The organism is Ruegeria sp. AB9 (assembly GCF_056542585.1).
This window is the reverse complement of record NZ_JBQGAA010000002.1, coordinates 165805-189566: the sequence shown is the minus strand read 5'-3', so window position 1 is coordinate 189566 and position 23762 is coordinate 165805. Positions and strand designations below refer to the sequence as shown.

At 55.3% G+C, this 23762-nt stretch carries 25 protein-coding genes and 1 tRNA gene; 15 read left to right on the top strand and 11 right to left on the bottom strand.

Features of this window, described 5'->3' with window-relative positions; genetic code table 11:
- Nucleotides 1-47: 47 nt before the first annotated feature.
- From sufC to ACR0K5_RS06750, 7 genes are all read left to right on the top strand, one after another.
- Complete coding sequence (sufC, locus tag ACR0K5_RS06780) at nucleotides 48-803, top strand: Fe-S cluster assembly ATPase SufC (RefSeq protein WP_480628950.1); 756 nt, start codon at nucleotides 48-50, stop codon at nucleotides 801-803.
- Nucleotides 803-2083 (top strand): SufB/SufD family protein, encoded by a 1281-nt coding sequence (locus ACR0K5_RS06775; protein ID WP_480628949.1) that lies wholly within the window; start codon nucleotides 803-805, stop codon nucleotides 2081-2083. The genes sufC and ACR0K5_RS06775 overlap by 1 nt, the downstream gene beginning before the upstream one ends.
- Entirely contained in the window at nucleotides 2083-2568 is a 486-nt protein-coding gene (locus tag ACR0K5_RS06770; RefSeq protein ID WP_480628948.1) for a YIP1 family protein, read from the top strand. The genes ACR0K5_RS06775 and ACR0K5_RS06770 overlap by 1 nt, the downstream gene beginning before the upstream one ends.
- Nucleotides 2565-3131 carry a YIP1 family protein gene (locus ACR0K5_RS06765; protein WP_480628947.1) on the top strand — a complete coding sequence of 189 codons (567 nt, stop codon included), beginning with the start codon at nucleotides 2565-2567 and terminating at the stop codon, nucleotides 3129-3131. The genes ACR0K5_RS06770 and ACR0K5_RS06765 overlap by 4 nt, the downstream gene beginning before the upstream one ends.
- 12 nt (nucleotides 3132-3143) lie before the next feature.
- Nucleotides 3144-4364, top strand: coding sequence for a cysteine desulfurase (locus tag ACR0K5_RS06760; RefSeq protein WP_480628946.1), 1221 nt, complete (start codon nucleotides 3144-3146; stop codon nucleotides 4362-4364).
- 77 nt (nucleotides 4365-4441) lie between these two features.
- Nucleotides 4442-4518: transfer RNA gene (locus ACR0K5_RS06755), tRNA-Arg, on the top strand.
- A gap of 166 nt (nucleotides 4519-4684) precedes the next feature.
- The gene (locus ACR0K5_RS06750) at nucleotides 4685-5017 is read left to right on the top strand and encodes a hypothetical protein (protein ID WP_480628945.1); all 333 of its coding nucleotides are present in this window, start codon (nucleotides 4685-4687) and stop codon (nucleotides 5015-5017) included.
- 55 nt (nucleotides 5018-5072) lie between these two features.
- On the opposite strand, the gene mepK is transcribed toward ACR0K5_RS06750, so the two are convergent.
- A complete protein-coding gene (gene mepK, locus ACR0K5_RS06745) occupies nucleotides 5073-5642 on the bottom strand; it encodes a peptidoglycan L,D-endopeptidase MepK (RefSeq protein WP_480628944.1) in 570 nt (189 codons plus the stop codon).
- Nucleotides 5643-5995: 353 nt separating this feature from the next.
- Here mepK and ACR0K5_RS06740 point away from each other — a divergent pair, with 353 nt between their 5' ends.
- The 4 genes from ACR0K5_RS06740 to ACR0K5_RS06725 are packed head-to-tail and all read left to right on the top strand — an operon-like array spanning nucleotide 5996 to nucleotide 10237.
- Nucleotides 5996-7603 (top strand): L,D-transpeptidase family protein, encoded by a 1608-nt coding sequence (locus ACR0K5_RS06740; RefSeq protein ID WP_480628943.1) that lies wholly within the window; start codon nucleotides 5996-5998, stop codon nucleotides 7601-7603.
- A gap of 34 nt (nucleotides 7604-7637) precedes the next feature.
- Entirely contained in the window at nucleotides 7638-8729 is a 1092-nt protein-coding gene (lpxD, locus tag ACR0K5_RS06735) for a UDP-3-O-(3-hydroxymyristoyl)glucosamine N-acyltransferase (protein ID WP_480628942.1), read from the top strand.
- Between the two features lie 32 nt (nucleotides 8730-8761).
- Nucleotides 8762-9019, top strand: coding sequence for an acyl carrier protein (locus ACR0K5_RS06730; RefSeq protein ID WP_152458003.1), 258 nt, complete (start codon nucleotides 8762-8764; stop codon nucleotides 9017-9019).
- Between the two features lie 9 nt (nucleotides 9020-9028).
- The gene (locus ACR0K5_RS06725) at nucleotides 9029-10237 is read left to right on the top strand and encodes a beta-ketoacyl-[acyl-carrier-protein] synthase family protein (protein WP_480628941.1); all 1209 of its coding nucleotides are present in this window, start codon (nucleotides 9029-9031) and stop codon (nucleotides 10235-10237) included.
- Nucleotides 10238-10288: 51 nt separating this feature from the next.
- Here ACR0K5_RS06725 and ACR0K5_RS06720 read toward each other — a convergent pair whose 3' ends face one another.
- On the bottom strand, nucleotides 10289-10867 hold the full coding sequence (locus ACR0K5_RS06720) for an invasion associated locus B family protein (protein WP_480628940.1): 579 nt from the start codon (nucleotides 10865-10867) through the stop codon (nucleotides 10289-10291).
- A gap of 447 nt (nucleotides 10868-11314) precedes the next feature.
- On the opposite strand from ACR0K5_RS06720, the gene ACR0K5_RS06715 reads away from it, so the two are divergent.
- A complete protein-coding gene (locus tag ACR0K5_RS06715; protein ID WP_480628939.1) occupies nucleotides 11315-12862 on the top strand; it encodes a helicase HerA-like domain-containing protein in 1548 nt (515 codons plus the stop codon).
- A 32-nt stretch (nucleotides 12863-12894) separates the two neighbouring features.
- Here ACR0K5_RS06715 and ACR0K5_RS06710 read toward each other — a convergent pair whose 3' ends face one another.
- The 4 genes from ACR0K5_RS06710 to ACR0K5_RS06695 all read right to left on the bottom strand — a co-directional run bounded on the left by ACR0K5_RS06710 (nucleotide 12895) and on the right by ACR0K5_RS06695 (nucleotide 16287).
- Complete coding sequence (locus ACR0K5_RS06710) at nucleotides 12895-13149, bottom strand: hypothetical protein (protein WP_480628938.1); 255 nt, start codon at nucleotides 13147-13149, stop codon at nucleotides 12895-12897.
- 181 nt (nucleotides 13150-13330) lie between these two features.
- Nucleotides 13331-14644, bottom strand: coding sequence for a branched-chain amino acid ABC transporter permease (locus ACR0K5_RS06705; protein ID WP_480628937.1), 1314 nt, complete (start codon nucleotides 14642-14644; stop codon nucleotides 13331-13333).
- A complete protein-coding gene (locus ACR0K5_RS06700) occupies nucleotides 14641-15651 on the bottom strand; it encodes a branched-chain amino acid ABC transporter permease (protein WP_480628936.1) in 1011 nt (336 codons plus the stop codon). The genes ACR0K5_RS06705 and ACR0K5_RS06700 overlap by 4 nt, the downstream gene beginning before the upstream one ends.
- Before the next feature lie 306 nt (nucleotides 15652-15957).
- Complete coding sequence (locus ACR0K5_RS06695; protein WP_480628935.1) at nucleotides 15958-16287, bottom strand: hypothetical protein; 330 nt, start codon at nucleotides 16285-16287, stop codon at nucleotides 15958-15960.
- A 567-nt stretch (nucleotides 16288-16854) separates the two neighbouring features.
- Between ACR0K5_RS06695 and ACR0K5_RS06690 the strand changes: the two genes are divergently transcribed.
- Nucleotides 16855-17208, top strand: coding sequence for a hypothetical protein (locus tag ACR0K5_RS06690; protein ID WP_480628934.1), 354 nt, complete (start codon nucleotides 16855-16857; stop codon nucleotides 17206-17208).
- 229 nt (nucleotides 17209-17437) lie between these two features.
- On the opposite strand, the gene ACR0K5_RS06685 is transcribed toward ACR0K5_RS06690, so the two are convergent.
- From ACR0K5_RS06685 to ACR0K5_RS06670, 4 genes are all read right to left on the bottom strand, one after another.
- Nucleotides 17438-17815 carry a hypothetical protein gene (locus ACR0K5_RS06685; protein WP_480628933.1) on the bottom strand — a complete coding sequence of 126 codons (378 nt, stop codon included), beginning with the start codon at nucleotides 17813-17815 and terminating at the stop codon, nucleotides 17438-17440.
- 2 nt (nucleotides 17816-17817) lie between these two features.
- Nucleotides 17818-18648 (bottom strand): ABC transporter ATP-binding protein, encoded by an 831-nt coding sequence (locus ACR0K5_RS06680; protein ID WP_480628932.1) that lies wholly within the window; start codon nucleotides 18646-18648, stop codon nucleotides 17818-17820.
- Entirely contained in the window at nucleotides 18645-19433 is a 789-nt protein-coding gene (locus tag ACR0K5_RS06675) for an ABC transporter ATP-binding protein (protein ID WP_480628931.1), read from the bottom strand. The genes ACR0K5_RS06680 and ACR0K5_RS06675 overlap by 4 nt, the downstream gene beginning before the upstream one ends.
- 128 nt (nucleotides 19434-19561) lie before the next feature.
- The gene (locus ACR0K5_RS06670; RefSeq protein WP_480628930.1) at nucleotides 19562-20743 is read right to left on the bottom strand and encodes an ABC transporter substrate-binding protein; all 1182 of its coding nucleotides are present in this window, start codon (nucleotides 20741-20743) and stop codon (nucleotides 19562-19564) included.
- 155 nt (nucleotides 20744-20898) lie between these two features.
- Between ACR0K5_RS06670 and ACR0K5_RS06665 the strand changes: the two genes are divergently transcribed.
- Together ACR0K5_RS06665 and ACR0K5_RS06660 are read left to right on the top strand one after the other, a co-directional pair.
- Nucleotides 20899-21996 carry a PQQ-dependent sugar dehydrogenase gene (locus ACR0K5_RS06665; protein WP_480628929.1) on the top strand — a complete coding sequence of 366 codons (1098 nt, stop codon included), beginning with the start codon at nucleotides 20899-20901 and terminating at the stop codon, nucleotides 21994-21996.
- Nucleotides 21997-22092: 96 nt separating this feature from the next.
- Nucleotides 22093-22620: a GNAT family N-acetyltransferase gene (locus ACR0K5_RS06660; RefSeq protein ID WP_480628928.1), complete on the top strand. Its 528-nt coding sequence runs from the start codon at nucleotides 22093-22095 to the stop codon at nucleotides 22618-22620.
- A 9-nt stretch (nucleotides 22621-22629) separates the two neighbouring features.
- On the opposite strand, the gene ACR0K5_RS06655 is transcribed toward ACR0K5_RS06660, so the two are convergent.
- Nucleotides 22630-23634 (bottom strand): GlxA family transcriptional regulator, encoded by a 1005-nt coding sequence (locus ACR0K5_RS06655; RefSeq protein WP_480628927.1) that lies wholly within the window; start codon nucleotides 23632-23634, stop codon nucleotides 22630-22632.
- Nucleotides 23635-23762: the final 128 nt, after the last annotated feature.

Here is a 23762-nt window from a genome sequence, read left to right as displayed (position 1 = left end):
AAGTTTCGGGGCCAGCGCGCCCCTTGCGATACGCAAAAGGATAAAAAATGCTGGAAATCAAGAACCTGCACGTGCAGCTCGAAGAAGAAGACAAGCAGATCCTCAAAGGTGTGGACCTGACGGTGGAAGCTGGCAAGGTGCACGCGATCATGGGGCCGAATGGCTCGGGCAAATCGACACTCAGCTATGTGCTGTCGGGACGCGATGGATATGAAGTCACCGAAGGCTCGGCCACGCTGGACGGTGAAGACCTGCTGGAGATGGAGCCGGAAGAACGCGCCGCGGCCGGTGTTTTCCTGGCGTTCCAGTATCCGGTTGAAATTCCGGGCGTTGGCAACATGACTTTCCTGCGTACCGCCGTGAATGCCCAGCGCAAGGCGCGCGGTGAGGAAGAGCTGTCCGCCGCAGATTTCCTGAAGGAAGTGCGCGCCAAAGCCAAGACGTTGAAGATTGACGCGGATATGCTCAAGCGTCCGGTCAACGTCGGCTTCTCGGGTGGTGAGAAAAAGCGCAATGAAATCCTGCAGATGGCGATGCTGGAACCGAAAATGTGCATCATGGACGAAACAGACTCGGGTCTGGACGTGGACGCGATGAAACTCGTGGCCGAAGGTGTGAATGCCTTGCGCGACGAAGGTCGCGGGTTCCTGGTCATCACGCACTATCAGCGCTTGCTGGATCACATCAAACCCGATGTTGTGCACATCATGGCCGAAGGCCGCATCGTCAAAACCGGCGGCCCGGATCTGGCGCTTGAGGTCGAAAACAACGGTTATGCCGACATTCTTGCCGAGGTGAACTGATGGCCTTGCCCGAAGTCAAACAATCCGCAACCGAGGCCCGGCTGTCTGCCCTGACCATGCCTGATGCGGGATGCACCCGCGCCGCGCGCGAGGATGCGCTGGCCCGTGTTCTGGAAACTGGCCTGCCTGGGCGTCGCGACGAGTACTGGAAATACACTCAACCGGATACGCTGGTCTCACCAGATGCGATCCCAGCTGCGGTTTTTGCAGATGACGAACCGTTGATGTTCAACGCGCTCGACCGTCTCAAAATTGTCTTTGTGGATGGTGTCTTCAGCGCCGAAGAGTCGGACGACCTGTCTTTGGAAGGCGTGACCATCGACCGGCTTGAGGACATCTGCTGCAAGGACATTCATTGGGCAAAAGACCTGTATGGTGTGCTGGAAACGCGCGGTCAGTCACCGGTGCAGCGCCCTCTAGCAGCGTTGAATACGGCCTTTGCTTCGGATGGCGTAGCCATTCATGTTACTGGTAAACCGACCAAACCGATCAACCTGATCTATCGTCATGCATCGCCGACCTCTGATGCGATCCTGCACCATGTTGTTCGTGTGGAAAGCGGTGCCGAGGCGACCATTCTGGAAACCGGCCCGGCAGCGTCACGCTTCAACAAGTGCATGGAGATCGACATTGCCGACAAGGGAATGCTGCATCACGTGCGTGCGCAGGGCAGGGATCATGAGCGTCGTGCTGCGACTCACATGTTTACCCGTCTGGGTACGGAATCGGTTTATAAATCCTTCACTTTGACCGTGAATGGTGTTCTGACCCGAAATGAGCAGGTCGTCGAACTGACTGGCGATGACGCCGTTGCGCATGTCGCAGGAGCCTGTGTTGGTGATGGCGACTTCCACCATGACGACACGGTATTCATCACCCATGACGCGGTGAATTGCGAAAGCCGTCAGGTTTTCAAGAAAGTGCTGCGCAACGGTGCCACCGGGGTGTTTCAGGGCAAGATCCTTGTGAAGGAAGGTGCCCAGAAAACCGATGGTTATCAGATCAGCCAATCGCTGCTTCTGGACGATGACAGCCAATTCCTCGCAAAGCCCGAACTTGAGATCTATGCCGACGATGTGGCCTGTTCGCATGGTTCGACCTCGGGTGCGATCGATGAAACCGCGCTGTTCTACCTGCGGTCCCGTGGGGTCCCGACAAAAGATGCGACCAATATGCTGACATTGGCCTTTCTGGCAGAAGCGGTGGACGAGGTAGAGGACAGCGCTCTGGCGGAAGAGATCGTAAGCCGTCTGGAAGGGTGGCTGGCGCGTCGTAGCTGATGGCCGTCTCGTCAGACATACTGGCTACATACCGGGGGCCGGGACGCGTGGTGCGCCGGCTTCTGGATATGGGTCAGCGGGAAGACAGGGCGCTGGTCTTCGTTATGGCATTTTGCGTCGTGGCTTTTGTTGCACAGATGCCCAGCCTTGCCCGCACAGCGCATCTGGAAGGCGTTGAGCTGAACATGCTTCTGGGCGGCGCTCTGCTGGGGTCGGTGTTCATACTGCCCCTGTTTTTCTACACACTTGCGTTGATCTCGTACTGGGCGGCGCGGTTGGTAGGCGGTCAGGGCACAGCCTATGGCGCACGTCTGGCACTGTTTTGGGCGTTGTTATCCTCGGCCCCTCTGGTTTTGTTGAACGGCCTGGTTGCCGGGTTTATCGGACCTGGGCCAACTTTGACTTTTGTTGGTATCCTCTGGGTTGCTGTTTTTGTCTGGTTCTGGTTATCCGGTCTGAGACAAGTACAAAGGTCCACTGCATGACTATCAATTCCCTTGGCGCACTGGCGGTTCTGACCATCAGAAGCCCCGCCGAAGCTGCACGCCAGTTGTTGACCCTGAAACCCGGTCGGGAAGGGTTGTGGTTGGCATTTGCGCTGGCGGTGGTTTTGAATTGCCTTGTGCAATTGGGAATCGACTTATCAGTCCCTGTGCCGCAAGGCCAATCCGCGCCGGCACCTGAAGGCATCCCCGTAGTTCTGCTGCGGTCTGCCGGGGCAATGATGCTGAGCATCATCGCGTTCTACATTGTGGGAAAGGCGATAGGTGGCAAAGCAAGCTTTGACGACCTGATGGTCCTGACAGTGTGGTTGCAGTTCTTGCAAATTGCCGCCTTGGTCATGACGCTTTTTTTGAGTCTGACACTGCCCTTTCTGATGATGATGATGCTGTTGGTAACAGCAATCCTGAGCCTCTACATCACGCTTCATTTCCTGAATGAAGCGCATCAGTTCGGATCACTTTGGAAGTCCTTTGCCGTAATTCTGCTGTCGGCCCTGATTGCGGTTCCTTTCGTTCTGTATTTAACACCAGCCGCGCCTGTCTAGGAAAACCATCCCATGTATGATGTGCAGAAAATCCGTTCTGAGTTTCCGATCCTGTCACGTGAGGTGAACGGAAAACCATTGACGTATCTGGACAACGGGGCGTCAGCTCAGAAGCCTCAGGTCGTGATCGACGCGGTGACCCGTGCCTATGCCGAGGAGTACTCGAACGTTCATCGCGGCCTGCATTATCTGTCGAATCTGTCGACCGAGAAATACGAGGCCGTCCGTGGCACCATTGCCCGGTTTCTGGGGGCATCGAACGAGGATGAGATCGTCCTGAATTCGGGTACGACCGAGGGGATTAATCTGGTTGCTTATGGCTGGGCCATGCCACGGCTCGAAGCCGGGGATGAGATTGTCCTGAGCGTGATGGAGCATCACGCCAACATCGTGCCCTGGCATTTCCTGCGCGAACGGCAGGGTGTCGTTCTGAAATGGGTCGATGTTGGCGCGGACGGAGGGTTGGACCCTCAGGCCGTGATTGATGCGATTGGGCCAAAAACCAAACTGGTCGCGGTGACGCAGTGCTCCAATGTGTTGGGAACCGTCGTGGACGTGAAAGCCGTTACTGATGGTGCCCACGCAAAAGGCGTTCCCGTTCTGGTCGACGGTAGTCAGGGTGCGGTTCATATGCCGGTGAATGTCGAAGAGATCGGTTGTGATTTCTATGCGATCACAGGCCATAAGTTATATGGCCCGTCGGGGTCAGGTGCGATTTACATCAAATCCGAACGTATGGCCGAAATGCGCCCCTTTATTGGTGGCGGTGACATGATCAAAGAGGTCAGTAAGGACCAGGTCATCTACAATGACCCGCCAATGAAATTCGAGGCTGGCACCCCGGGCATTGTGCAGACCATCGGTCTGGGCGTGGCGCTGGAATACATGATGGATCTGGGGATGGAGAACATTGCCGCCCACGAATCCGGTCTGCGCGACTATGCCATGCAACGCCTGAACGGTCTTAACTGGCTACAGGTTCAGGGCACACGGCCAGATAAGGCTGCCATCTTCAGCTTTACGTTGGACGGGGCAGGCCATGCCCATGATGTGTCCACCATTCTGGACAAAAAAGGGGTGGCTGTCCGTGCCGGTCATCACTGCGCCGGGCCACTAATGGATCACCTGGGTGTCACGGCAACCTGTCGCGCCAGCTTTGGTCTCTATAACACCACGGATGAGGTCGATACGCTGATCGAAGCGCTTGAATTGGCGCATGATCTGTTCGCCTGACTTTGAGCCGAAAGAGGGTGCAACAATCACGATTTTCAGTTGCACCCGGATTGGATCAAGGTTAGCTAACGGCCAAGGCACCTGTAGCTCAGCTGGATAGAGCGCTGCCCTCCGAAGGCAGAGGCCAGAGGTTCGAATCCTCTCAGGTGCGCCAACCCCTTACACATTGTTAACCTCATTTAGCGGAATCAAGTTCTCTTTTTTCCTATAGAGAGAGTGTGTCTGACGCTCACATTGAGACGCAAATTTCTCTGAAACTATTTTTGGTGTACACTTTCTTGATTGGGTTGGGTCTCGTCACCTGAAACGGAGGAAAGAACGTGCAAGTCATTTCTTCAAATAAGAAGTTCATACTAGTAGTCGTGATTGTAGCACTTTTGGGCAGTATTATTACGGGGTTTTCACTCTTTAACGTTTTGGGTTGGCTCTTGGTCGCGGTAATTCTCGCATTAATCCTTGGTAAGCTGACAGGTGATGAAGAACCGGACAGCGATGATAATGTAGAAGGCGAAAGTGGGTCCAGCTCGAATGTTTTCTCTGATGTCGATGATGAAATGACTCGTGAGACCAGTAGTTCCACTGCGGAACCCACACACAGTAGCGATACCGGTGGCGGAGACGTCGGCGGTGGAGGCGGCGATGCCGGGATGTAGCTGGTAGACCCAGTTAAGCCGTTATCAGATACGTCGAGATCGCTAGGTCAGCGTCTTAACCACGCCAGGTGCGAACGACACCGCAATCCATGTGCACGAAATTGGAGCCGTAGTACTGGCCAACACCGCCAGCACGGCAAGACATCGCTGCCTTGGCCATCTGTGAGACCGAACGGGAAGCCAGACGCAAATCTGCTGCTTGCCCCTGCATATGCAGCGATTTCCGGGCGACGCGTCGCGACCGGGCGCGTAGCATCGCGTTGGTTTGCGGAGAGCGATAACCCGACAGCAACATATAAGGTTCGTTGGCATCCAGCAGGTTGTGTGACGCCGCCATGATATCAATCGTGCGTAAATCGATGGATTTTACCTGATCTGTACGCCAATCGCGCATGAAGTGGTTCACTTCTTTGACAGCGTCCTTGATATACTTACCATCGACCCAATAAATCATATCCAACCGTTCGCCAGTGCGACCGGAATACATACGGATGCGACGAATATCGCCGCCTCCGCGCAAAAAGCCTGCTGCATTGGAGTAGGTGGGTGCTGCAACGACTGCCGTTGCCGCAAACGCACCCAATAGGGCACGCCGGGTCAAGCCCGAGGAACTGCTCTTGGTCATTTTGGTTCGTCCCGTACTGTTCCTGCCTGCACACGATGTTACGCGCGCTGTCTTAATTTTTTCCCATCCCAGATGCGGATTTTATGGCACAATCGGAATCAGCGGCCAAGAAGTGTTTCACAATCACCTTTTCAAGGGGGAATTTTCGGCAGTTTTTTGCGCAAATGTCACGACACTTCACAGAAATTTTGCAGTTGTGAGATTCGGGCTACGAAGACGATGCAAACGCGCATCAGGCGTCAACAGAAGCGATTTGGTAAGGAATTTGTGAATAGACAAGCCTTCGTGGTCAAATCCATAGTGGTTCGGCGCGCAAATCACCTATCCAAGCTGTTGATTATCAAGGCCATCCAATGTTTTCTGTTTTCCGGACCAGTACCAGTATCCTTCTTACCGCCTGTTTTGCGGCCACAGCCGGTATGGCGAATACCACCTCAGAGCCAGCGCCCAGCACGGCGTTTCAGATGGCCATCGCAGAACATACCCCGCGGGCATCGCAGATCGCCGAGTTTTACCGGACAAACGGATTTTCGCCGATTTGGGTGGGCGAATCTGCTGAGCATACGCAGCGCCGGGCCGCACTGATCAATGCGTTGTCTGGCGCGCACCTGCATGGATTGCCGCAGGCCGACGCAACAGTTTCATCCTTGCTTCAGAAAATGGAAGATGCGCGCTCGACACGCGACCTTGGTGCCGTTGAGGCAGAACTGAGCCGGGCTTTCGTGAAATTTGCCGACGCATTGTATACAGGTGCAATTCGGCCAGGCAGTGTCGACGATGGGCTTGTTCGGTCGGTGGATCGTCGCAGCGCAGCCGAACATCTGCAGGGATTAAACGCGCAAGGCGCCGCATATATTGCGCAATTAGCTCCTCAGACGCGTCAGTATCGGGCTTTGATGAAGCAGAAACTGACACTTCAGTCCTTGGTGGATCAGGGCGGCTGGGGGGCGACTGTGCCCGTGAGCAAACTGGAATTCGGCGATACCGGACCCAACGTCGTGAAATTGCGCAATCGGCTGGTGGTTATGGGGTATATGAAGCCCTCGGCCAGCGCATCTTTTGACGATGCGCTGCTGGAAGGGGTGCGGGCCTTTCAAACCGCGCACGGATTGGAACCCGATGGTGTGGCAGGCAAAGGTACGATTACTGAATTGAACCGCCCGGCCTCGGACCGGCTCAAGGCCGTCTATGTCGCGCTGGAACGGGAACGCTGGTTGCCTCGCGAACGCGGCGAGCGGCATATTCTAGTCAATCAGGCCGACTTCTCAGCCAAAATCGTGGATGACGGGCAAGTCACTTTTGAAACTCGTGCGGTGATCGGAAAAAACTCACATGATCGGCGCAGCCCGGAATTTTCGGATGTGATGGAGCATATGGTGATCAATCCCAGCTGGTATGTTCCACGCTCGATTGTCACCAAGGAGTATTTGCCGAAACTGAAGGCGAACCCCAATGCAGTTGGCCATATTCAGATCACCGACAGCAGGGGGCGGCAGGTCAATCGCGGGGCGGTGGATTTCAATCAGTTCACAGCGCGAAGCTTTCCTTTTGCGATGCGCCAGCCGCCCAGCAAAAGCAATGCATTGGGGTTGGTAAAGTTCATGTTCCCCAATAAGTATAACATCTATCTACATGATACACCTCAGAAAAGCCTGTTCGCGCGTGAAGTGCGAGCGTTCTCGCATGGCTGTATCCGATTGGCTCAGCCCTTCGAGTTTGCCTATGCCTTGCTGGCGAAACAGGAAGAGGATCCCAAGGCATTCTTTCACCGCGTTCTGAAGACGGGGAAAGAAACCAAGGTCAATCTGGAGCAAAAAGTTCCGGTCCACTTGATTTATCGGACAGCCTATGTCGGTCCGAAAGGCGAAGTTCAGTATCGCCGCGATGTGTACGACCGGGATCGCAAGATTTGGGAGGCCCTGCAAAAGGCGGGGGTGGCTCTGCCGGACGTTCAGGGGTAAGCACAGGGCAAATCCTGCTAAAAGGAAGCCCGACATGCAGTTTACCATTCAACAAATCGCCGACTCTCTGGGGGCAGAATGCCAGGGTGATGGTGGCCTGACGATCGTGCGGGCGGCCGAGCCCGGGGATGCTGGGCCTACCGATCTGGCAATGGCCATGTCTCCAAATTACGCCGAGGCGATTTCGAATGGTGAGGCGCGTGCTGCTGTCCTTTGGGAAGGTGCGGATTGGCAGGCCATGGGCTTGCGAGCGGCTATTTTCGTGAAACGTCCACGTATGGCGATGGCCGGGATCACCGCTATGTTGGATCGCGGCCAGGGGGTTGCGCCGGGCATTCACCCGTCGGCCATGATCGATCCAACGGCTGAAATCGGTTCAGATGTGGCGATTGGGCCGCTAACCGTCGTCGGTGCACGTGCGCGGATTGGTGCGGGTTCAGTCATCGGGGCGCATTGTGTAGTGGGAATAGACGCCGTTCTGGGTGAACAGGCGCTATTGCGCGAAATGGTCAGCATTGGTGCTCGTGCGCAAATCGGGGATCGGTTTGTCGCGCAACCCGGTGCAAGGATTGGCGGTGACGGATTCAGTTTTGTGACGCCAGAAGTTTCCGGTGCTGAAAATGCCCGTAAGACAATGGGCGATCAGGGCGACGCCAAGGCACAAAGCTGGCTGCGCATTCACTCTTTGGGCGCGGTCGAGATCGGCGACGACGTGGAGGTTGGTTCCAATTGTACCGTAGATAATGGAACCATCCGCAACACACGGATCGGTAACGGCTCCAAGCTGGATAATCTGGTCCATGTCGGGCACAACACCCGCGTCGGTCAGAATTGTTTGTTGTGCGGTCAGACAGGCGTGTCCGGCTCGGTTGAGATAGGCAACAACGTTGTTCTGGGGGGGCAGACCGGAGTGGCCGACAATATTTTTTTAGGGGACGGCGTCATTTCGGGCGGAGGCACGAAGATTCTGTCAAATGTTCCCGCGGGGCGCGTTATTATGGGATATCCAGCCATCAAAATGGAGACCCATACTGATGTCTACAAGGCGCAGCGGCGGCTGCCGCGTATGGCTCGCGACGTTGAGGCACTCAAAAAGGCTGTTTTCAAACAGACTCCAAGCGATTAAATCATCCTCAAACTGATAACCAGGGGATCGACATGAGCATCAGCGACCGCGTCATCGCAATCATTGCAGAGCAGGCCGTGCTGGAGCCATCGGATGTGACGCCCGAAAGCACGCTGGAAGATCTGGGCATTGACAGCCTTGGTCTGGTCGAGAGCATTTTCGCCATCGAGGAAGAGTTCGACATCTCGATTCCATTCAATGCCAACGAACCCGAGGCCAACGATTTCGATATCTCCAATGTCGCTGCGATCATTGCCGGGATCGAAAAGCTCGTGTCGGAAAAGGTCTGACAAACGCTCATGAAACGTGTTGTCATTACCGGCGCAGGTACGATCAATTCTCTGGGCCATTCGGTGCCTGACACGCTGGAAGCCATGCGCGAAGGCCGCTGCGGCATTTCGGATCTGGAGTTTCGGGACGTTGACCGGTTGGCCATCAAGATCGGCGGACAGGTTCGGGGCTTTGAGGCCGAAGGGCGGTTCAACCGACAGCAGATGTCGCTGTATGACCGGTTCACTCAATTCACTCTGACTGCAGCCAAAGAGGCTATTGATCAGTCAGGCATCGAGTTTCACGGAGAGCTTGCAGCGAAATCGGGTGTTGTCTTGGGGACTGCCGGTGGTGGCGTATCGACCTGGGACGACAATTACCGGTCGGTCTATGAGGACGGCAAGAACAGGGTACACCCGTTTGTTGTTCCCAAACTCATGAACAACGCCGCAGCCAGCCATGTTTCCATGGAACACAACCTCAAAGGCCCCAGCTTCACCGTGTCGACCGCCTGTGCATCGTCGAACCACGCTATGGCGCAGGCCTTTCAAATGGTTCGTAGCGGTATAGCTCCGGTCATGGTCACAGGCGGGTCCGAATCCATGTTGTGTTTCGGTGGTGTCAAAGCCTGGGAAGGCTTGCGCGTGATGTCCAAGGATGCGTGCCGACCGTTCAGTGCCAACCGCAACGGAATGGTTCAGGGAGAAGGGGCCGGAATCTTTGTATTCGAAGAATACGAACACGCCCGCGCCCGAGGCGCTGCGATAATGTGCGAAGTGGTAGGGTTTGCGATGTCGTCAGACGCGGCCGATATCGTGATGCCAAGCAAACAGGGGGCTTCGCGGGCCATGTCAGGTGCATTGGCCGATGCCAGACTGAATGCAAGCGATGTTTGCTACATCAACGCGCATGGCACGGGGACGGCTGCGAATGACAAAACCGAATGTGCCGCGGTGGCGGATGTATTTGGGCCCCATGCTGACGATCTGATGATATCATCAACCAAATCCATGCATGGCCACCTGATTGGTGGTACCGGCGCGGTGGAGTTGTTGGCATGTATCATGGCGCTACGGGACGGTGTCATTGCACCAACCATCGGATACGAAGAACCTGATCCGGAATGTGCGTTGGATGTGGTGCCGAACGAGGCCCGGGAAGCCAAAGTTGACGTCGCCCTCAGCAATGCGTTCGCCTTTGGCGGTCTGAATGCCGTTCTTGCCTTGAAACGGATTTAACCCGTGATGCGCCGCCGCAAGCAATGCGGCGGCATTTTCTGAAACGCGACTTTAGTTCACGTTGACGGTCAGGGATTCATAGCCTGACGTAAAACCGGACAACGACATTTCCATTTCCAGCACCTGATCCGGGAAGCGGGCCGGTACCAGCGAGAAGGTTGCCTTGGTGCCAGCTTTCATTGCATCGATATCACCCTGGCTCAGACCAAGTTGCGCAACGCAGCCGACCGGCACGCAATGATGATAGTTGTACAGCTTGCGCGGTGCACCATCGATGGACAGGGCGAGCTGAGCTTGCAGCAGTGTTTCCAGCGGAACAATCACATTGGCCCATGCGACGGCAGCGCCGCCTGCGGGCAGTTTGCCAATCGATACTTCAGCGATCGGCTCGCCCTGGGCTCCATTCAGAACCTGAACGATGGCGCAGGGATCTTCACCCTCCTGCGCTTTGATGCAGGATACGTCCCAGTCATCGAACTCTTCCTTGACGAACTGTTCTCCAGGCCGCGGGCCTTCCTGACCCAGGTCGAGCCCGGCACCGGGTTCGGAAGTCGATGTGTCTTGCGCATATGCTGCGCCACAAAGCAGAATTGCGGCCATAGTATTTAGCGAGAGGATTTTCTTGATCATGAATGCCTCGGTTTGATGATTGAGCTTTTTGCTTCGTTTAACATTCTTCTGAACTGGTGTCAGGCACTAACGGAACAGCTTGTCTGAACGTGAACGGATTCCTGCCGGAACAACAAAACGAGCTATCGTGTAACAGAAAAAGAGAGCTGTTTTAGCCAGCTCTCTTTCCCAAAAGGTTCTCCCCGTCGGACTGGCCGACTTATTTATGCGCAAACCCTACGAAAGGGGCGCAGACGGGTCAACAGCTATCCTCAAATTTTAATCTGCCCATCAGAACTTTAAAACCTTTCTTGGACTGACAAAAAAGCCGTGCCCGAAGGCACGGCCAGTCGACAGGGAGGAAGTCTGCCCCACGCGAAGGAAACCACCGCAGGGCAAATTGACTATCGCAGTCAAAGGTTAACTTTGTATGCTGGTCACGGATCGGTGAAATATAAGGCAATGTTAATGGGCAAGAATATCTTTATGGGCGGCGGTGGCGAGGGCTATGGCCAGCCGCAGGAACTGGCGCTGAAATACGCCAACCGCCATGGGCTGATTGCCGGTGCGACCGGGACCGGTAAAACCGTAACGTTGCAAATCCTGGCGGAAGGGTTCTCTCAGGCCGGAGTTCCGGTTTTTTTATCTGATGTTAAAGGTGATTTGTCGGGGCTGGCTTTACCCGGAAGCGATGCGCACAAACTGCATCAGGCGTTTATGGACCGTGCTGGTCGCATCGGGTTTGACGATTTCGCCTATTCTGCCTGCCCGGTCACATTCTGGGATTTATTTGGTGAACAGGGCCACCCGGTGCGCACGACGGTCACCGAAATGGGGCCTTTGCTGCTGTCCCGGTTGATGGAATTGAGCGAAGCACAGGAAGGCATTCTGAACATCGCGTTCCGCGTGGCCGATGAAGAGGGGATGCCGCTGCTGGATCTCAAAGATCTTCAGGCGCTGTTGGTCTGGATCGGAGAAAACCGGGCGCAGCTTTCATTGAGATACGGCAATGTATCGACATCTTCGATCGGCGCAATCCAACGGCGGTTGCTGGTGCTTGAAAACCAAGGCGGAACAAAGCTGTTTGGCGAGCCCGCGCTGGATCTGGCCGATCTGATGCGCACCGATGAAAACGGGCAGGGGATGGTGAATATCCTGGCTTCGGACAAACTGATGGCCTCACCACGGCTATATGCGACCTTCCTGCTATGGTTGCTGAGCGAATTGTTTGAGGAACTTCCCGAAGTCGGTGACCCTGAAAAACCCAAGCTGGTGTTCTTTTTTGACGAGGCGCATCTTCTGTTTGATGGTGCCCCAAAAGTGCTGGTGGACAAGGTTGAACAGGTTGCCCGCCTGATCCGCTCAAAGGGCGTGGGGGTCTATTTCATCACTCAGAACCCTGCCGATATACCCGAGGATATTCTGGGCCAGTTGGGCAATCGCGTTCAGCATGCTTTGCGGGCGTTCACGGCGCGTGACCGTAAGAACCTGCGTCTGGCGGCGGAAACCTACCGCGAGAATCCGGCCTTTGACACCGAAGCAGCGATTCGTGAGGTCGGCGTTGGTGAGGCTGTCACGTCGATGCTGCAGAAAAAAGGTGTCCCCGGGATTGTCGAACGCACGCTGATTCGTCCACCGGGGTCTCAGCTTGGGCCGATTTCGGATGCTGAACGTCGGGCTATTCTCGACGCGTCACCGATGGCCGGAAAATATGACAAAGGAATAGATCGAAAGTCCGCCTTTGAAATCCTTCAGGCCCGCGCGGAGGCTGCGGCTAAGGCGGCCGAACAGGCCGAAGCCGAAGAGGTGCTTGAGGCGCAGTCACCAGTTGAGCGGGAGTATTCATCGGCCCGAAGATACTCGGGCAGCCGGGTGGGCAGATCCTCTTCCCGGGTGCAACGCCGGAAAGACACGTTCGCTACGGCAATGACCGACGCCGTTATCAAGGAACTGAAAGGTACGACCGGACGCCGGATTGTGCGCGGCATTCTGGGCGGTTTGTTCCGCAACAGATGACGGAACGGCGCCCATCACGGGCGCCGTAAAGTTCACTTCAGGCGGCGCTGGCCTTCCTGACGGCAATAGGCGTCCGCTTCGGGAACAGACATTTTTGTGGCCGGGAAATCAATTGCACGATCCCAGGTCACCCGATCCTGGCGGTACAACTGACAGGTCACGACACCTTTGGGCGTCTGGACCTTGACAGGAGTCGTCTCCAGTTCTTCCGGAGAGGGGATACAGGCGGCTGTTACAACGGCAACAACCGGAAACAGAACAAGTGTTTTGAGGCGTGGTGCTTTCATTTCTTACTCTTTTCAACACGTGTGAATGATCGTTACAGATCGGCGTAGTCGGGTGTGAGTGCCAGCGACATACCGCAACAGGAAAACACTGCGATGGGGCCGTTTATTCAAAAAGCCTTTATGAATCAAGAAACCGTGCCGGTTGAAAGGCACGGTTTCGCTTATTGAAGGCGATCGTGATCTATTTCTCGGGGATCAGTCCCCTTGGACTGAATCTGAGAACAATCAACAGGATCAGGCCCATCGTAAACAGGCGCATATGTGCGGCGCTGTCCAACAGATGGGATTTTAGCGCACTTCCATCCGGCAAACCGGCGGTAATGACATTCATCAACCACAGGCCAATCGGTTCCACCTGAACCCACAGGAACCAGATCAGGAATGCGCCCAAAACGGCCCCGAAATTGTTACCCGAACCACCCACGATCACCATCACCCAGACCAAAAAGGTAAAGCGCAGCGGTTGGTAAGCGCTTGGTGTCAGCTGGCCGTCCAGTGTGGTCATCATGGCGCCCGCGATACCGCAGATAGCCGAGCCCAGCACAAAGATCTGAAGATGGCGACGGGTGACGTCCTTGCCCATGGCTTCAGCCGCCATTTCGTTGTCCCGGATGGCACGCATCATACGGCCCCATGGGCTTTTCAACGCCATCTGAGCCATCCAGAGCAGTACCAGAAGCACGATCAAGAACAGCAGCGAATAGCCTAGTTTGACCGAAAGTGTCGAGGCAGTGACCGGATCCAGCCCAAACCATTCGGCCCGGGTCAGAAAAGCAGGATCATTCTGTAAATCTACTTCATAGCCCACAACAGGGGACGGGCGCGGGATGCCGTAGACATTCTTGACCCCCCGGGCCAGCCAGTCTTCGTTCTTCATGACCGCGATGATGATTTCGGCAATACCCAGTGTGGCAATCGCCAGATAATCAGACCGCAGCCCCAGCGCCGTTTTTCCGATCAGCCACGCCGCGCCCGCCGCCAGCAGACCCCCTGCGGGCCAGGCCAGCAGAACAGGCAGGTTCAGGCCGCCAATGTTGCCAGCAATTGCCGGGTCGATGGCCTCGACCGCAGCAATGCTGGGATCGAATACAGCGCGATAGACGAAAAAGCCCACGACCAGAACAGCGATGATCGCCAGAGTTCGCACACGACCTTTTGGCATCTTCGTGGCCACCAGACCCGCTGCAACTACTGTCGCAGCTCCCAGCAGCAGAGACAGTACGATACCAAAGCCGCCAGCAGACCATGCACCTGGGGTGGGTGGCGTCGAGACCAGCACCACGGCCAGACCGCCCAGCGCAACAAAGCCCATGACACCCACATTAAACAGGCCAGCAAAGCCCCATTGCAGGTTTACTCCGATCGCCATGATGGCGGAAATTAGACCCATGTTCAGGATCAGGATCGCAGTGTTCCAGCTTTGTGTGAAACCAGTTAACAGAATCAGGCAGCCAATAACCACGAAAAGCAGCGTGTTTTTGACAGAGTCGGTCATACTGCTTTCCCCTTGAACAGACCCGTGGGCTTAAACAGAAGCACAATCAGCAGGATGACGAAACTGACGGCAAATTTGTAATCGGTGGACAGAAGTTGCACCAATCCTGACGGTGCGAGGCTTTCGGGCGCTAAATACGTCAGGACTTTCTTCCAGGCATAGGTGATCGTCACTTCGGAAAACGCGATGATGAACCCGCCCGCAATAGCGCCAAGAGGGTTCCCCAAACCACCCACGATGGCCGAGGCAAAGATCGGCAGCAGAAGCTGGAAATAGACGAAAGGCTTGAAGCTCTTGTCCAAGCCGTAAAGGACACCAGCGGTTGTCGCCAGGGCTGCCACGATAATCCATGTGATCATCACCACGCGTTCCGGGTTGATGCCCGATAACAGCGCCAGATCCTCGTTATCCGAATAGGCACGCATCGATTTGCCCGTACGCGTTTTGTTAAGGAACCAAAATAGCAGAACCACGGCACCAACGGCCACGATCACGGTAATACCCTGCGACGTCTTGATTGCCAGACCTTCACGCAGTCCGGTCATCTCCTTGAAATCGCGTGCTGAGACAATGAACCGTGCGCCGTCTGAGAACCTTTGATCGTCTGGTCCGATGATAAACCGCACAAGGCCGTTCATCATGAACATCACGCCCATTGAAACGATCACCAGTATGACCGGTTTCGCCTTTTGTTCGCGGTAGAATTTGTAGACCAGCCGGTCGGTGACCAGCACCAAAACGATACAGCCAAGGATGGCAAAGGGCAGGGCGAGCAGGGCGGTTGGCAATGGTCCAAAACTGATGCCGGCGGCCTGCAGGCCCCAGGTGACCAGAACTGCGATCATCGCGCCAAAAGCCATGGTGTCGCCATGGGCAAAGTTCGAAAATCGCAGGATGCCGTAGATCAGGGTCACGCCAAGCGCTCCCAACGCCAGCTGACTGCCATAAGCGACTGCTGGCACGATGACAAAGTTGGCCAGAGCAACCAACGCGTTCAGTAAATCCATGAATTCTTCTCACTGTCCGGGTGCGGCCTTATGGCATGCGCGCGGTTGGGACTTCAACATAACGACGCGGATTTCAGTGAGATGTTTGGGCCTTTTTTGCACGTTTTTGTTCAGGCTGAACTGCTGGCAGCGAATGCCTCGTAAGATCCTGCACCTTTACGCGCGACGGTCGCATGAACGACGGGGCAGGTGAGAGTAACCGCCTGCTTTCGGTCTCCACGGGTTTGTGAGACATACCCGGATCGCCAACTTCCTGCCGCGTGCTGCGGTCTAAGGATGTTGGCGACACCTCAGGCAGTTAGGAAATCAAGCCTGTACTTCTTGGCACATGCCGCGATCTTCGTCGGCAAGGGGTCCTTTGACGGACAGGTCGTACGACATGTCATCGAAATGCACGACAACAGTCATGACATCCTGATCTTTGATGTGCATGAAGGTTGTGCTGCCAACGCCTTTGAACACAACGGCGTCGCCTTTGATTTTCGGGGTTTCAATGCTCCCCTTGTCACCGGTCGGAGCACGGGTCAGGCGAACTTCACTGCCATCTCGGTCTGAAATACAAACAAAGTGACGTTCTTCAGCCATAGCCTGAGTTGCTGCAAACAGGCCAAACGACAGAGCGATCCATGTCTTCATTTTTTGAGGGTCCTTGATTGGTTATTATTGCGCCTTCCATGTGCGGAACCGTTTGGTCTGAGGAACCGTTTTGGGCGACGATCACGGACCGCCTAAAGTCTCATTATGTCGCAAATTTAGCCCTGCCTTGTTTTTTGGCATGACATGACAGGCTGTGTTGGCTGCGCTCCGGGTCTCCAAAAAACTTGATAAAACAGGTATTTATCAATCACGCTGTCAGATCCGGACACCTGGCTCCATTTTCCTGACATATTGCAAACAAAATGCGGCCCTGAGCCAAGTGAATCAGGTACGTCATATTGGTAATCAGATGAGCAAATCCGTGGGTCGAAGTTACCAGTTGCCCGGAGGTCTCAACTTGTGTCCACACAGTTTCACCGAGGCTCACGTTCCGGTGAAGTTCCTGACTTACCCCTTTGAAACAAATTGCCTTTTCTTAGGTTGGGTTCGTCGTCTGGCTGCGAGTGTCTTCAAAAATGATCGCAGCTGATGGCAATTCGTCAGACCGATCCCGTGGGAGAAATCACTCATTTCGAAGCGGGCCCGGAACACAAAGGAAGGAAGACCATGAAATTTGTCGCTCTTATCACTGCAGGTTTGCTGTTGCCTACACTCTCTCAGGCCGCAACCGAAGACCCTTTGAACGGTGCGGATTTTGTCGTCAATTGCGAGTCGGACAAGAGCGGCGGATCAGTGACGCTGGCGCGATCCGGCGCAACCGACAAAGGGTTTATCGTGGCCGACAAAATCAAAGGTGAAGCTCAGATCATTCCCGGCCTGAACTCATTGACTTTCCTGCATATCATGGATCAGGACGTGGTGACCTTTGTGGTGAATTTCGACAATCTGCACTATGACATGTCGATTAAAGGCCCACACGCGGCGAATGATTCCGGGTATTGCAGCAACCCGGCGGGGTGAGGGTTGGAAAGGCGGTTGTAAACGACTGCATCCGCCTTCGACGTCCATCTGATAGAAGGTTAGGAAGGCTAGTCACTTGGTCAGTAGTACGGGCGAGTGCTGGTAATTTATTGGGGTCGCGTACTTGCATTATCTAAGCGTTCCGAGGGATCAAGTTTTGGCGGGACAAACGCGGGGAAAAGGACGAAGCTGCGCAATGCCTTAAAGACCTTGAGGACGTCCCTTAGTCTTACATCTCGCAGCGGCCGAGACCGGTTAGGCTAATACCTTTGCCGGTATATACATGTGTTGTGTATGCGACGATACCGTCGGCAAATACACTGAACGTGTATGACGCAGAGAGATCTTCGTTCCAGCCAAACCCGGTCATTAGGTCGTCGGAAACCTGTACAATGTCGAATAGAGGCAATCCGCCGTCACCGAGATCGACACGAAGCTGATCGCCCGGAAGTTTCTCGAATTCGAAATCAATCCCTTCGCCAGTTTTTGTCGTTTGACAGGGATGGGCGTTCGCACAGGTAAATACGAGAGTGCATTGTGTAACTTCGTTGGCAAATAACTGGGTTGATGCCAAAGTTAGAATTGTTGAGGCGACAAATATCCTCACCCTCACCCCCCCAAGAAGCTCTTACGCACCTCTGGATCGGCCAACAATTCCTTACCGGTACCGGTATAAGCATTCCGCCCCTGAACCAGAACATAGCCTTTGTCTGCGATTTCTAGTGCTTGACGGGCATTCTGTTCGACCATCAGGATCGGCAGTCCGGTGCGTGAAACCTCGATGATCCGGTCAAACAGCTCATCCATGACGATGGGCGAAACACCTGCGGTGGGTTCGTCCAGCATCAGCACCTTGGGTTGGGTCATCAGCGCGCGACCCACGGCGACCTGCTGGCGCTGGCCGCCTGACAGCTCTCCTGCGGCCTGATGGCGTTTGTCGCGGAGGATGGGGAAGAGATCATAGACCTGCTCCATCGTCTGGCTGATGTCGTCGCGGCGGATGAAGGCACCCATTTCCAGGTTTTCTTCCACCGTCATCGACGTAAAGATATTCTGCGTTTGCGGCACAAACCCCATGCCCCTGATCACCCGGTCCTGTGGCGTAAGGCTGGTGATGTCTTCGCCATCCAGCCGCACCGAACCTGACCGAACGTTCAGCATACCAAACACGGCTTTCATCGCGGTCGATTTACCCGCGCCATTGGGGCCTACGATGACGGCAATTTCGCCCTTGTCCACGGCAATGGTGCAGTCATGCAGAATATCCGGCCCTTTGCCGTAGCCCCCGGTCATGGTGTCACCGATCAGAAAGGGGCTGCCTTCAACCGGATGGGTCTCACCGCTTTTGCGATGGGCAGGCGTCATCGTACCGATACCCTGAGTGTTGGTGATCGAGGCGTCCTTGTTGCCCTTGTCATCCTGATAGGGGTTGTCGCTCATGCCCCGGCCTCCAGCTTGTCCTTGTTCTTCAGGCCGGTGCCCAGATAGGCCTCGATCACGTGCTCGTTGGCTTTGATCTGGTCCAGAGTTCCTTCGGCCAGAACCTTACCCTCTGCCATACAGATGACCGGGTCACAGATTTTGCCGATGAAATCCATGTCGTGTTCGATGACGACGAATGTATAGCCGCGTTCCTTGTTCAGGCGCAGAATCGTGTCGGCGATGGTCATCAACAGCGTGCGGTTCACACCCGCGCCAACCTCGTCCAGGAACACGATCTTGGCATCGACCATCATGGTGCGGCCAAGTTCCAGCAATTTCTTTTGACCGCCGGACACCTGACCAGCCTTGTGGTCGGCCAGATGCTCAATGGTCAGGAATTCAAGCACTTCGTCGGCTTTTGCCTTTAGCGCCCGTTCTTCATCTGCGATGCGTTTGCGGCCAAACCACGTATTCCACAGTGTTTCACCTGTTTGGGCACCAGGCACCATCATCAGATTCTCGCGGCAGGACATGGACGAGAACTCGTGCGCGATCTGGAATGTGCGCAGAAGACCCTTGTGAAACAGCTCATGCGGGGGCAGGCCGGTAATATCCTCGCCGTCCATCACAACCTTGCCTCTGGTCGGCGGCAGAACACCTGCGATCACATTGAACAGAGTGGTTTTTCCAGCTCCGTTCGGCCCGATCAAGCCGGTGATCGACCCTTTCTGGATTTCCAGCGATGCCCCGTCCACCGCGTGAAACCCGCCGAAATGCTTGTGCACGTTTTCGACGACGATCATCTTTTCCCCTTGTCGCCGTTTTCGGCGCTGTTGTTTCTGCCCCGTTTTGTCGGGGTGCGGTCTTTTTTCATTGAAACAGCCCGGACACAAGGCCCGGGCTGCTTATTCGCGTGACTTTTAGAGTGGGATCAACGGTAGTTGACGGTCTTCATTTCTCCGTCGACCACCTCGATCTCGCGATAGGAACCAGCCGATTCACCAGGGCCGATAAGCTCAACACTCGAAGCGCCGACATAGTCGATGTCCTGTCCGGCAGCGATCAGTTCCAGACCCTTGGCCAGTTCACCCGGATAGATTTTCTCGCCGGGCGCGTTGGCCACATCGAAAATCTTGGCGCCGTAGTCGGCCGGGTTGGTGGAACCTGCCGCCTGCATTGCCAACATAAACAGCGCTGCCGCGTCATATGACTCAGGAACAAAAATGGACGATCCGTCAAAGCCTTCGGCCTCAGCCAATGCAAAGAACTTGTCGGCGGCTTCGCTTGTCGAACCGGGGGCCTGGCCGAACGAGCCGTTCAGATCAGGACCTACATTCTCTGGCAGCGAATCGCCGATCATGCCGCCGGGCAAACCAAACGTATCGAATGCACCGCTGTCCAGCGACGCCTGAATAATGCCCAGACCACCTTGGTCGAGGTATCCTGCCACGACCAGAATGTCGCCACCGGCCGAGGCCAGAGCGCCGACTTCGGCAGAATAATCAGCCTTTCCATCCTCGTGTGCGGCAACAATTGTGACCTCACCGCCGACGGCTTCGAAAGAGCTTTTGATGGCTTCGGAAATACCCTTGCCGTAGTCATTGTTCGTGTAGGTCAACGCGATGGAATTGACGCCGCGATCCTTCAGGATCTGGGCCATGATTTCACCTTCGCGCGCGTCGGAAGGCGACGTGCGGAAAAACAGGTTGTTGTCTTCCATCGTCGAAAGACCGGGCGACGTAGCCGAGGGTGAGATCATGACCATCCCATTTGGCACGGCAACATTTTGCAGGATTGCGCCGGTCACGCCAGAGCAGTCGCCGCCGATAAGCCCGTTGATTCCTTCCGCAATAATGCGCTCGGCACCCGATGTTGCCAGTGCGTTGTCAGCGCATCCCGTGTCCGCGCGGACGGCGGTGACGGATGAGCCATCCAGCAACTTGCCGGATTCGGTTACCTCTTTCATCGCCAGCTCTGCGCCGGATGCCATTGCCGGGGACAGAGTTTCAATCGGTCCGGTAAAACCGAACATAATGCCAAGCTTTACATCCTCGGCCATGGCGGTGCCGGCCAGCAACGCGGTTGCTGCAGTTGCAGTAAGCAGCTTTTTCATATGGTTACTCCCTATCGTGAAGGTGTTCATTCTGGCCACGAACCTAGGCAAGCTGCCCGGAAAAGAAAAGTCCTAACGCAAACGTGTTTTTGCCGATTGGAAATCTATCTGTTTTGTTAAGGTTTACCTGTGATTGTCACGGAAAGGGGGCCAACATGCTCAGAGCTGCCGCGATTCTGTTCGTCACCCTTTGGACTGGAAGCGTCTGGGCGCAAACAGTGTCGACCTCGGCCGGGAATATTGAACTCACAGAAATGGTCGGCGGGCTGGATACACCGTGGGCAGTGGGCATCCTGCCGGACGGAAGTTTCCTTGTCACTGAACGCGACGGAGACCTCCTGTATGTGCAGGACGGTCAGGCGAAAACCGTATCGGGTGTTCCCAAAGTCGCAGCTTCGGGGCAGGGTGGGTTGCTGGACGTCACCATCCCGCGCGATTTCAATCAAAGCCGTGAGATTTTTCTGACTTTTTCAAAACCACAACGTGGTGGGGCAGGTACAGCTGTCGCTGTCGCGCGCCTATCCGAGAACGGCAAGCGCCTGACTAATCTACTCGTGATTTTCGAGGCATCCCCCGGCGGATCAGGCGGACGGCATTTCGGCAGCCGAGTGGTCGAGGCACAGGATGGGACACTGTTTGTAACCATTGGGGATCGGGGTCAGCCGGATAATGCGCAGGACAGGTCCAACCACATGGGTTCGGTTATCCGGATCAACCGCGATGGGACGGTCCCTGCGGATAACCCATTTGTCGGGCGGTCTAACATACGGCCAGAGATCTGGTCCTATGGCCACAGAAACCCGCAGGGGGCCGGGCTGGATGCACGAGGGCGACTGTGGATTTCGGAACATGGTGCAAAAGGCGGGGACGAGGTCAACCAACCCCGCGCGGGTCGGAACTTTGGGTGGCCGGTCATTTCTTACGGTACGCACTATTCTGGCAATAAGATTGGGGAAGGCACGTCGAAAGACGGAATGGAACAACCCGTTCTTTATTGGGATCCGTCCATAGCACCTTCGGGTCTGCTGGTTTACTCCGGCAAGATGTGGCCGAAATGGAAGGGTGACATTTTCGTAGGGTCGCTAAAATTCGACTATATCGCACGTTTGGCCGGAACGCCGCTGCGCGAAGTTGAACAGATAAAAGCTTCCGAGACCGAGCGTGTCCGAGATGTCGTCGAAGCACCGGACGGATCGATCTGGTTTATCTCGGTCGGTCGGGGGGCGGTTTACAGGATGTCTGCTCCGAATTGATCGACGTGGGCAGCCAGAAGACAGTACAATTCCGTTTGCACGTTTCGATCTTCGCAGTCACTCTGTCCAACAGTTTTTGCGGATTAGGGTTTATGAATGAGTGATTTCGGAATTGAACTGTGCACAAGCATGCCGCCGAAGGCTGAGCTGAATGTGATTTTAGAGAAGTATTATGCCCTTATCACTCAAAGAATGCAGGGTATGGGGTTCGAGTTGGATCCTGCGGCGCCGAAAAGCGCGCTAGAGGAATTCTGGGCCAACCTAAATGACTACATACCTCCGTACGGATGCCTGATCCTCGCAAAAAACCGCGATGGCAAAATCGTGGGGTGTGGAATGATGAAGCGCTTTGATCACCAAACCGGCGAGTTGAAACGTGTATTTGTAACTGAAGACGCACGTGGCACCGGGACAGGACGCGCATTGATCCAAGCGCGGGAACAAGCCGCCCGAGACATGGGGCTGAAGCGGCTTGTCGCGGATACGCTAACACCAAATGTAGAAATGCGGTCTTTGTACCCAAAACTTGGGTTTGTGGAATTGGACACTCCGATCAAGACGACAACCTATGAGGAGCAGCCCATGCTCCGGCCGTACCTGCACTATTTCGAGAAAGAGTTCTGAGTACAGACCTTAAACAGACAGCCTTCCGCTTTGTGCGCCACGTTCGCGATAAGGTGTGGTGTTGTAGTGCGCGCGGTAGCATTTCGAGAAATGGCTGGGCGAGGCAAAACCACAGGCAAGCGCCACGTTGATTACGCTCATATCCGTCTGCATCAAAAGGTTCCGGGCTTTGTGCAGTCGCAGTTCCATGTAATAGCGCTTGGGTGAACGGCTGAGATACCGGCGGAACAGGCGCTCCAGCTGACGGGTCGACATGCCGACGTCCTTGGCCAGAATCGAGGGTGAGATCGGCTCTTCGATGTTCTTTTCCATCATCAGGATGACCTGACTCAACTTCGGATGCCGCACGCCAATCCGGGTCGGCGTGGACAGGCGTTGCGTATCCTGGTCGGTTCGGATCGAAGAATAGATCATCTGATCCGCCACTGCGTTGGCCAGATCCTCGCCATAGTCATCTGCAATCAGCTTGAGCATCAGGTCGATCGAGGAGGTGCCGCCGGCGGTTGTCATACGGCTGCCATCGATCTGAAAGACGGCTTTCGTCAGCTCAACTTCCTCAAATTCCTCGATAAAGCTGTCAGAGTTTTCCCAGTGAATCGTTGCCTTTTTGTTATCCAGCAACCCGGCCTTTGCCAGAGTATAAGCCGCTGTACAAAGACCTCCAATCCGTAAGCCGCGCCGCGCCTCGCGCCGCAGCCAGTTCAGCACGCGTTTGCTGGTGGCCGCCTGAACATCCACGCCACCGCAGATCAGAACGACGTCGTCGCGCTGCAGCTCTACCAGATCATTGTCCAGCCTGAATTCGGTCCCGGCTGAGCAGGTTACCGTTTCCCCGCCTTCACCCATAAGCCTCCATGTATAAAGCTGTCTGTTCGCCATGCGGTTGGCAATGCGCAGACTGTCAAGCGCCGAAGCAAAGGACAGAAGCGAGAATTTGTCCAAGAGGACAAAAACGAAATTCCGGGGTGGGGCCGCAGTGTCTTCCACCGTGACAACTTGGCGTTGCTCTTGCATGGCGAGATGTCCTTACTTCGCTGCCGGATCATAGCTCATCCAACGGCTGATTTGACAGCTACCATGATCAAAGCTTGTTTACGCAGTCAAGAGGCGCAAAAGGGATATGGTCACTCTTCTTTGCATTT